The organism is Paenibacillus xylaniclasticus, from assembly GCF_004001065.1.
Taxonomy (GTDB): domain Bacteria; phylum Bacillota; class Bacilli; order Paenibacillales; family Paenibacillaceae; genus Paenibacillus_T; species Paenibacillus_T xylaniclasticus.
This window is the reverse complement of sequence record NZ_BIML01000053.1, coordinates 1-11,461: the sequence shown is the minus strand read 5'-3', so window position 1 is coordinate 11,461 and position 11,461 is coordinate 1. Positions and strand designations below refer to the sequence as shown.

Annotated in this window: 3 protein-coding genes; all 3 read right to left on the bottom strand. The window is 51.1% G+C overall.

The annotated features are described in order from the left end of the window. Window positions 1-7,142, bottom strand: a 7,142-nt coding sequence (locus tag PXY01_RS21505; protein ID WP_164744542.1) for a non-ribosomal peptide synthetase, incomplete at its 3' end; no start/stop codon positions are given. A 46-nt stretch (window positions 7,143-7,188) separates the two neighbouring features. Then, window positions 7,189-9,717: a non-ribosomal peptide synthetase gene (locus PXY01_RS21500; protein ID WP_127573119.1), complete on the bottom strand. Its 2,529-nt coding sequence runs from the start codon at window positions 9,715-9,717 to the stop codon at window positions 7,189-7,191. Between the two features lie 114 nt (window positions 9,718-9,831). After that, window positions 9,832-11,461, bottom strand: a 1,630-nt coding sequence (locus PXY01_RS21495) for a condensation domain-containing protein (protein ID WP_246028053.1), incomplete at its 5' end; no start/stop codon positions are given.

The following is an 11,461-nucleotide window of genomic DNA, read 5'->3' as shown; positions in this document are numbered from 1 at the left end:
GCGCTGTCGAGATAGCGGTTGTCCGTGTCGCACAGCTTCTCCAGAATTCGGACATAGAGCGTGAAGACCGTTTCCATATCTTGTTCATAGAAGTATTGAGGCGAATATTTGATCTGGACATTGATCTGTTCGCCGCCTCGGTGCACCTCTACATCAAGCAGCGTGTTGGTCATCTCCGAGTTCCGCAGCTCCAAACCGCTGCTTTCCTCAATTCGGATGTTATTCTGAACACCAGAGAAGTCCAGTACATGGAATTCGGTATAGTTGAACAGGGTATCGAAGATCGGATTGAGCGCTGGGTCCGTTCGTTCCCCTATCATTCGCGCGATGTCGCTCAGAAACGCTTCATGAGCATTGATCCGATATACGATTTCGGATACGTTGCGAACGAGCTGCTCCTTCGGTTCCCGCTTGTTGATCTGAAGCCGAATCGGGAGTGTATTTAGGAAGCAGCCGAGTATACGGTCGCCGTCCTCTACTGTTGGGCGGTCATGGGAGACAACGCCCGTGACGATGTCCTCCTCCCCCGTTACAACCCGAAGTAAATACAAATGTGCGGAGAGGCATAGGTCTCGGATCTTGCAGCCGTATTGGCGGGAACGGTGTTCCAGTCTCTCACTTAACGCTGTCGGCAGCGGTCTTCTGATGATCGTACTGAAACCGTTCTTGGCAAGTGGTTTGCGAGCTAGATTAAAAGGCAGCTTGCCGCGATTATAGCCGCTGAGATATGTAGTCCAGAACTGCTCCGTCTTTATATCCGCCTGCTTATAAGCGTTCAATGCTACATAATCTTTATACGAGCAGCGTAACGGTGCATGATCGAGCTCCTCCAGCGGTTCATCGTGTCCCGATGTAACCATCATGTTATACAGCTCTATGAACTCCTGCTCGAATACGGCTACACTCCATCCGTCCAGAACGGCATGGTGGAAGGATAGGAGGATAACGGCATTCTCTTCGCCAAGTCTGAACACTCGTAATCTCCACAGCAGCGTTCCGTTAACCAAAAATTTGTTTTGGAGATCCATGCTTCTTCGATGGTCAATGAATTTCCTCTGTTCATCCGCACCCAAATGACGGCAATCCTCTATTGCGACATCTGGCTTCGCATGGCGAAGTACGATTTGTACAGGCTCCTCCAGCGTATCCATGTCGAAGACAGTTCTTAGTATCGGATGACGATGTGCCAGCTTCTCGGTGATTCGCTCGATGAGGCTGCTGTCCCAAGGCCGGAACGCTACCGTAAAGAAGAACTGGTCATGGTAGATCGGCTGATCGGGCTTCAGCATCGAATAGTACACCATGCTCTGCTGAATTTTACTTAACGGATAGAAATCCTCGATCCCCATTGAATCGTATTTGACTGAGAATCGGCCTGCTTGCGCTTTCTCTTGGAATGCTTCAATAAGCTGCAATCCTTCGTGTATCGCTTGAGTTTGTCCTGTTGCACTGCTGCTGCTGCTCAAGTAAGCGGCAAGCGCGGAGATTGAGCGGTGCGTGTACAGCTCTTTCAGTTCAATATCCATGCCCAAATCCTTTTGAATTCGGTTCGCCAACCGGAGCAGCACAATGGAATCACCTCCCAGAAGGAAGAAATCATCGAATATTCCAATACGATTCCTGCCGAGAATATCCTTCCAAATTCCGGCCAACGCAGCCTCTAATGCTGTCACTGGCTGATCATTAGACGTTTCACATTCGATATCAGTGATTAAGACCGGTTCTGGGAGCGCCCTTCGGTTCAGCTTACCGTTAGCTGTTAAAGGAAGAGCATCTAGTCTCACGAAGTATGCGGGCACCATATACACAGGCAGTGTTCTGAGAAGATGCTCTCTGCATTCTCCATCCGTAATCCCACCTGCTGATACTAGATAAGCACATAAAAATTTGCTTCCGTCAGCGCTTGTTCGATCGATTACAACCGCATCGGTTATAACCGGATGCTTCTTCAGTGCCTCGACGATTTCTCCCAGCTCAATCCGATAGCCCCGAAGCTTCACCTGGTGGTCCATCCTGCCGAGATATTCCAAATTACCGTCTGGGAGCCATCGTGCAATATCTCCTGTACGGTACATCCGTGTATCCGGTTGGAACGGATTACGTACGAATTTTTGCTCGGTCAGCTCAGGGCGGCCCAAATAGCCTCTTGCTAGTCCTGCGCCTGCGATACAGAGCTCACCTGGAATACCTATAGGGAGCGGACGGAGAAGATGGTCGACCACATATAGACGAATGTTGTCGATCGGCTTTCCGATAGGGATTCGCTCAAGTCCGGTTGTGCATTCGAACGAGGAAACATCCACCGTTGCCTCCGTTGGACCGTATAAATTGACGAGCTTTATTTGGTCTGATTCGACAATGGAATAGAATCGTTCTACCGTATGCTTCGGCAGAGCTTCGCCAGAGACGAATATATGCTTGATATGTCCCATCGCTTTTGCTGTTTCTCGATGATTCTCTAAATAATCTAGGAACGCACTTAGCATTGGCGGTACGAAATGCAGGGTCGTTACCTTCTCTTCTATAATCGTTCGGGTGATTAGTGTTGGGTCTTTCTCTCCCTCTGGCTCCAGGAAGCATAGGCTTGCGCCGTACCAAGACCACCAGAACAGCTCCCATACGGATACGTCGAACGTATACGGAGTCTTCTGAAGAATAACATCCTGTCCGCTCAGCGGATACTGTTTCTGCATCCAATGGAGTCTGTTGATGACGGAATGATGCTCGATCATAACCCCCTTAGGCTGTCCGGTCGAGCCGGAGGTGTAGATGACATAGGCCAAATTGGCAGGTGCGGCAGTATGCGGCGGATTGGACGCTGGGAGCTTTGGCGAGGACGCATCTTTTAGGCGAAGTGCCGTAACGGTCAAGTCCTCTGTACATACGGGATGTCCTTCATCCTGACAGAGAAGAATCGAGGCCCCGCTATCCTGAAGCATATAACGTATCCGTTCCACTGGCAGCTTCGGATCGATAGGCAGATAGGCGCCGCCAGCCTTTAAAATTCCGAATAGGCCGATCATCATGTCCATCGATCGCTCCATCATAATGGCAACAACCGTATCCGGCTGTACACCGAGGTTGCGAAGACAGTGCGCCGTCCGATTGGCCTCTGTATTCAGCTCGGCATAAGTTAAGCTGCGATTACCGAGCTGTACAGCTGTACGGTTGGGAGTTCGCTCTACTTGCTCCTCGAATAACCCGTGAATCGTCTGACTGAGGGGATATTCGCTATCTGTAGCATTGAATATCTCTAGGATCTGCTCCTTCTCGTAAGAAAGCAGCATATTCAGTTCACTAAGCGGGCTGTCCGGCTTACGCACCGCTTCGCCGAGCAGCTGCGCGTAATGGGCTGCTATCCTCATCGCTGTATCCCGGTGGAATAATGCGGTTGCATACTCAAGCACACCGTTCAAGCCGTCTTCCTCTTCCGTTAAGGTCAGTGTCAGATCAAACTTTGCTATCTTATACTGCATCGGGTAAGTGCTGAAGGTTAGCTCATTCGATTCCAGCTGGATGCTGTCCATGTTCTGAAGAACAAGCATAACATCAAACAACGGATTGCGGCTTAGCTCACGCTGTGTCTGCACCTGCTCCACCAGCTGTTCGAACGGATACGCACTATGATCGAACGCCTCCAGTGAGGATTGTCGTACAGCACGAAGAAAGTCGCGGAATGTCAGCTCATCTTTCGGGTAGTTGCGGAGCGGCAGCGTGTTCACGAACATTCCCATCACCTGTTCGACATCCGGATGCTCCCGTCCCGATACCGGCGTGCCTACTACAACATCATGTTGTCCTGAGTATTTGGACAGCAGCACATTATAGACGGCAAGCAGCACCATAAATAGTGTAGCTCCGCTCTCTTGGGCTAAGGCTTGAAGCTCCGATAACAGCGAGGCTTCGATTCTGACAGGTACAATATCCCCTTCAAAGCTTCTCATTGCTGTACGAGCTCGGTCTGTAGGCAGCTCCAGCACCGGAATATCGTCCGAGAAGACGTTAGTCCAATACGCCATATGCTGAATCATCTCTTTATCCTTCGCCTGCTCGAGCTGCCATATTGCAAAATCTTTATATTGTACCGATAGAGGCGGCAGTTGATCTCCCTGGTAGTACTGAATAAATTCGCGCGACAGCATGCTCATTGAGACGCCATCGGCAATAATATGGTGTGTATCGAACAGCAGCAAGTGGCGCTGGTCATCCAGCTTCATTAAGCCGGCTCGCAGAAGAGGAGCGCTGGACAAATCAAACGGTCGTATGAACTGCTGGATGATAGTCTCTACCGACTCCTCGTTCCCTTCATACTGCTCAAGGGAGAACTCTACATATTCATGAATTTGCTGAACGACTTCTCCGTCCTTTATCGTGAAGCTCGTTCGCAGCGATTCATGTCGGAGAATCAACTGGTGGAACGCTTCCTCCACCTTATGAGGCTCAACTGGTCCATGAATTTCTAGTACTCCGGGCATATTGTATCCCAGTTCCCCTCCGGTGAGCTGTCGCAGGAGATAGATTCGCTTCTGCGCGGAAGAAACCGGATAATACTCGCGCTTGTCGGCAATAGGAATAGATACATAATCCCGGCGCTTGGCGTTCTTGACGGCGGCAGCCATCTGCTCTATGGTCGGAGCTTGGAAAATATCCCGAATGGGCAGCTTTACATTCAGTTCTTGGTATATGGCGCCGGTCAGCCTGGCTGCCCATAAGGAATGGCCGCCTAGCTCGAAGAAATTGTCCTTGATCCCGATCTCAGTCCGTCCAAGCACTTGTTCCCAAATTTTCGCAAGCTTAATTTCCGTCTCATCGCGAGGTGCGACAAAAGAGGTTCCACCCCCAGCATGCGCCTCCGGCTTCGGCAGCGCTCTATGGTCCAGCTTGCCGCTTGGGGTAAGCGGAAGCTTCTCCAGCACGGTTAAGCTGATAGGAATCATATAGGCGGGTAATTGCCGTGAGAGCTCTTCCCTCCAGCCTTCAACTCGGAAGGTGGCGCCGGTGGTCACATAGGCATAGAGCTGCTTCTCGCCGAAGCTGTCATCCCAGGCGACGACGACAGCTTCAAGGATACCTTCGAGTTCTAGCAGCTTCGCTTCGATTTCCGCCGGTTCGATCCGATAGCCGCGTATTTTCAGCTGCTGATCGGAGCGGCCGAGAAATTCGATGCGGCCATCCGGCAGCCATCGTACACGATCGCCAGTACGATACATGGTGTGACCAGGTCGATATGGGTTCTCCATGAAGCAAGCCGCGGTAAGCTCAGGGCGGTTCAAGTAGCCTCTTGCTACTCCACTCCCACCGATATAGAGCTCGCCGGGAACCCCAATCGGCAGCAGCTCCAGCTTTCTTCCCAATATGTAAGCTTCGTAATTTCCTAGTGGCTTTCCGATCGGAACGTTAAGCAGAGCTTCCGGCTCGAGAGGCACCTGGTATATCGTACTGTACACGCAGCACTCGGTAGGACCGTAGACATTGAACATGATCGGTTGATCGATATTGAACGTCCGGTAAAACCGCACGGCAAGCTCGTATCGGAGCGCTTCCCCGGCGACGAGCAAATAGCGGGGATGAAATGCTTGCAATCGGGAGCTTATTTCTGCTTGGTGTAGCAGCATGCCAAGATGGGTTGGGGTACAGTCCGTCAAATAAATGTCTTGGTCTTCAAAAAATTGAAGCAGCAGGCCCCCATCGGTCCGCATTTCTTCCGGTACTACATGCAGCTCATGCCCGAACAGCAGCGAACCGAAAATTTGCTGAATGGAAACGTCGAACACATAATTGGCGAGCAGTGCGTACCTAAGTGCTCCGTCATCCGGAAGCTTTATCGCAGCTGTGAGTGCGTGTACTAAGTTGACGACTTGGCGATGCTCCACCATGACTCCTTTCGGATTGCCGGTCGTGCCGGACGTATAGATGATATAGGCCAAAGAGGCCGCTCCTCTCGCCTGCATCGGGATGGGGCTACGCCTCTCTTCCTTCAACGGTTGTTCAAGGTCGATGATTTGGCCTGTATATGACAGACCATTCGTAAGACTGGACTTCGTAATCAGCCAGTTAGCACCGCTATCCTGTAGCATATACAGGATTCGTTCGGCAGGATAGCTTGGGTCGATCGGCACATAGGCAGCCCCCGCCTTCAGAATGCCGAGGATACTGATTAGCATATCCACGGACCGGTCAATCAGAAGAGACACCGTAGAGCCTTCCCTTACGCCATTACTCCACAGCTCTCGTGCCAGCTGCTCAGACCGCTCATCTAGCTCTGCATAGGTGAGTCGCTCAGTGCCGCACACGACAGCTGTTCGAGCTGGCGTACGTTTCGCCTGCTCCTGGAACAGCTCATGTATCGTTTTCTCTTGTGGAACAAGAGGCAATGACGAATGCATTGTGTTAACCAGCAGCTGTTTCTTGTCATCCTCCGTAATTAGACTTATATCCTCTAACGTTAAATCCGGTGAATTGAGCAGAGAGGACAACAGTAGCTGCAGCTGACGATGAATCCGTTCTATCGCATCGAGGCTGTATCGACATCGGTTGTAGCGAAGCTCAAGAGTAATCTGGGCGTGACCATCAAGCTCAAACCACAGGACTAGATCTGAGGAGGTCTCCTGTATGAAATCAAGCGTATGAATGGAGCTAAGTCCGACGATCGTTGGAACGTATGTTGTGCCCCCTTCCGCTTTGGTTGTGCCGGGAATCTGATCGATATAGTTCCAGAAGGGCAGCTCTTGATGTGCGTAGGCTTCACTGGCGGCTGCTTTGATATCTCTGAACAAGGCTTTCATGTCGCTTTTGCCTGTTAGTTGGTTCATGATAAAAACGAGAGTATTTAGTCCCTTATCTGAGCCTGTCCGCTCCCGAAGAACCGGTATACCAAGGAGCTGCTCATTCTCACCGGTATAGTGATGGAGAAGTCCTTCTACACCAGCCAGCAAAATGAAAAAAACAGTAAGCGGCGAGCCGCCAGCAACCTGCATTACTCGTTCCGATATCGGTACATCTAGCGGTTGTCGGAATATTCCTTCGGAAGCTTCTCCGCACTCAGTGCTCGTATATCTATTGTAAGGAAAGCACGCGGCCGGAACCCCGGCGCTCAGCTTTTGCTGCCAGAATGCTCGCTCGCGTTCATAAACGTTCATCATTATTTCTTCCTTCCATAACGTGATTGGTGGGTGGCTATTCGAGTGATTAGACGTTGACGCGGATATAGCTTTCCACGTATTCAGCCACATCGGCTATCGTCTTCAAGCGATTAGCGGCCATATATTCAGCTGGAAATTCAAACTGGAATTCCTCCTCTGTTGCTATAATTGCCCGCATTAAGCTTAAGGAATTGACGCCGAGCTCGGACAGGTTGTCCTGCATGCCAACTCGCTCCACACCAAGTGCTGCTGCCCATATCTCGGCAACCTTCTGCTCAATCGGCGTTTGTGGTTCGTTATACACCGACTGGCTAGCTAAAGAGAGATTCGGAGTCGGCAGCGCTTTCCGATCCACCTTCCCATTGATGTTCAGAGGGAGCTTCTCCATCTGTACAAAGGCTGTTGGTACCATATAGCCGGGCAATGTACGGGTAAGTGCCGTACGCAGCTCGTTCGAAGTGAACGGGCGGTCTCCTGAATAGTAAGCGCACAGCGCTGTCTGTCCGGTCGCATCCTCCCAGGGCACTGCCACTGCTTCACGAATGCTATCTATTCGTAGAAGCTGCTCCTCAATCTCTCCCGGCTCAATTCGGTAGCCTCGAATTTTCACTTGATGATCCATCCGGCCCAAATAGAGAAGAGATCCATCCGGTCGCCATTTCGCCAAATCCCCGGTCCGGTACATTTTCCCTTCCTTAGCGAACGGATTCGCAACGAATTTCTTGTCTGTCAGTTCAGGCTGTCCTGCATATCCGCGTGCTAAACCGTCGCCGGCGATGCACAGCTCGCCGATTAGACCGATCGGCTGCAGCTGACCGTCCTTGGGATTGATGACATAGATTTGGGCATTAGTGATCGGTTTGCCGATATGAATTTCGGCTAGCTCCTCTGTGACGTCCGCCATCGTACACCAGACGGTCGTCTCTGTAGGTCCGTACATGTTGTAGATTCTCGCATTACTCACTTGTTTCAGCCGCTTTACCATCGTCTCGGGCAGCGTCTCGCCGCCAAGCAGCACCCATTTTACACTGCTCCAAGCCTCAGGACGAGACGCCGCCAGCAGCAGACTCATTCGGGAAGGCGTCATCTGAACGAGATTAACTTGTTGGCGCGACATTAGCTCCAGCAGCCGCTTCGGTTCCTTTTGCTCCTCGTGGTCAGCTAAAATAATGCTCCCGCCAGTAGTTAGCGGCAGAAAGGTTTCAAGTACAAAGATGTCAAAGCTGTAGGTCGTAACGGATAGTACCCGATCCCCTTCATGGAACGGTATGTTCTTGCGCATACCTGCTAGAAAGTTATGCACGCTCCGGTGCTCGATCATGACTCCCTTCGGACGGCCGGTTGACCCTGACGTAAATAGCACATATGCCAGGCTGCTGCTGTCATGTACAGCTATCGGATTCGTATTGTCCTCTGCCACAAGCTGATCGTCATGTATGTCGATTAGCTCCATCTCTTCAGGCAGCAGTGCTGACAATTTGGACTCACCTACTATGAGCTGGATGCCGCTATCCTCGAACATCGCCCGAATACGCTCTTCCGGGAGCAATGGATCGATAGGACAGTACGCCCCTCCGGCCTTCAGCACAGCAAGCATCGCCGTCACCATTTCTGTCGAACGCCCAATCAGCAGCCCTACGACTTGATCAGCTCCGACGCCCTTTCTGCGCAGCATATGGGCTAATCGGTTTGCCCGTGCATTCAACTCATCATACGTCAGCTGCTGATTCCCGCAAATGACAGCGGTCATGTACGGCGTCTTGGATACCTGTTCCTCGAACATTTCATGTAATGACTTTTCACTAGCATAAGCCGTGGCTGTATTATTGAATCTGTGCAGAATTAGCGTTCTTTCCTCATCTGTCAGTAGGCGGATGTCACTTAGCGGAAGCTCTGGTTGCTCCAGCATGAACGACAGTATTCGTTCATAGTGAGCGGTCACTCTTTGAATAGAATCTGCCGTATATTTGTTTCCGTCATAAATGAGCTCAAGCTCGAGGCTCTTCTGCTGCTGATGGAATAAAAAGGCTAAATCGTATACCGCCTCCTTCATCCATTCATTGCGGTGAATAGGCTGGAAGCCGGCCATAACCGGAATGAGCGGTTTACCGCTGGCAGCTTGTTCGATTTGAATCCGGTTAACATAGCTCCAATAAGGGGTGTGCTGATGCTCCATGATTTCACTTATTGCGGTCTTGATGTCAGATAGCATCGTTTTCAGAGTGCTGTGGGAAGACAGATTCGTTTTGACGGGTAAGAGATGATTAAGAGTGCCGACGGCATCGTTCTCTCCTTCTCGGCGGAATACCGGGACACCGAGCAGCAAGCTGCTCTCGCGCGTGTACTGATAGAGAAGCCCTTTCACAGCGGCTAGAAGCACCATAAACACAGCTATAGGTGATCCGCCAGCAATGTGCAGAAGGCGCTTTGAACTGTTTGGTGCCAGCGTGATCTTATTTGATAGAGGCTCGCGGTTTTGTCTGGCTTGACGTTTGGTATAAGGAATACATGTGAATTTGTCATCTGGGGCCAGCTTCTGCTGCCAGTACGTCATATCTTTTTCATAAATGCTCATTATGCTCCACACTCCATCCCGCTCTTAGCGGATTTGTCTTGTTTACAAGTGATCCGTCAGCTGTCGCAAGGTCGGGTGTGCTTCGCAGTCTTGCGAAGGCACACCCCCAATATCCTAGAACAACAATTCAAGGTTATCGATTTGCGTAGTCAGCTTATTAGTGTCAGTCCGAAGCAGCGATGCCAGCAATCGGTCGGGATCTTCTGCGATGCTGCGGACAAGCTCCGTAAAGTTTATTGCAAGCGTCTCGATCGCTTTTAAGCTGAATAGAGCCTTACTGTATTCGATCGCTCCTGTCAGTACGCCGTTCTCCAGCTCCATGGTCAAGCTCATATCGAATTTGGCGGTATAGTAATCCATTGAATAAGGCCGGACGGAGATTTCCCCTATCTCGGCATGTCCATCCTCGGTCTCAGCGAAGGCGAACACATAATCAAAGATCGGGTTGCGGCTTGCATCATGCTTCACACCGAGCTTCTCTACCAGCTCTGCGAATGGGTAATCCTGATACTCGAAGGCTTGCAGCGTGCTTCCTTTCACTTCTAGGAGAAACTCCCGGAAGGTCAGCTCTTTCTGTGGATAAAGACGCAGCGGAAGCGTATTGACGAACATGCCGATCATCGGCTCCAGCTCCGGTGCGGTTCTTCCCGCTACGTGTGTACCGACGATGATGTCCTCGGAGCCGCTGTATTGGAAGAGCAGCACCGAGTAGGCGGCCAGAAGCACCATATACATCGTACTGCCGGTGGACGAAGCCAGCTTTCGCAGCTCTTCGACAGTTGGGGCATCGATCTCAAAAGAATGAACAGCACCCTCAAAGCTTCGTACTGCCGGCCTTGGGTAAGCAATCGGCAGATCATTCCTCGGCAGCTCACCAGCTAATGAATTTAGCCAATAGAACTCCCGTTCCTTATATTGATCGCTTTCCATTCGTTGTCGCTGCCAGGCCGCATAATCCTTGTATTGGATCGTCATCGGCGCAAGCTCTTCCCCAGCGTACAACCGTAAGAAATCATTCATCATAATTTGAAGCGATACGCCGTCCGATATGATATGGTGCATGTCGATGACCATAAGATGGCAGCGGCTCGACTTCGCTAACAGACCGACACGAAGCAGAGGCGGCTTCGACAGCTCGAACGGCCGTATGAAGCTGCGTACCGCCTCCAGCATTTCCTGCTTGTTCTGTCTCCATGGAATCCATTCGAATTCGAAAGAAACGTCAGGATAAACCCGTTGGACAACCTCTTGCTCCCGGATTTCAAAGCCTGTTCTAAGCGTCTCGTGCCGGTCGATCAGCTTCAGGAAGACGGAACGGATTCGATCGGGATCGATTTCGCCAGTAATCTCCAGAACGGACGGCATATTGTATATATCACCGCCGTCATCCATCTGGCTGAGAATGTAGATCCATTCCTGTGCAGGGGAGGTCGGGTATACCTCTTGTTCCGGAATGCTCGGTATGGCCGTATAGGCTTGCGAGCTTAGGCTGTCAATGAACGAAGCGAGCTTCTCCAACGTCGGCAGCCGAAAGATGTCCTGAAGTGGAACGGCTGCACCTAAATCCTTCTGAATTCTGCCGGCCAGAGAGGCTGCGTCTAAGGAATCGCCCCCGATTTCAAAGAAATGATCTTGGGAGCCGATACGGTCGAGCTTCAGCACATCTTTCCATATAGCCGCAAGCTTCTGCTCTGTCGGTGTTTGCGGCGCCGTATAGCTGTCGGCTGTTTCTTGAATTCCGTCA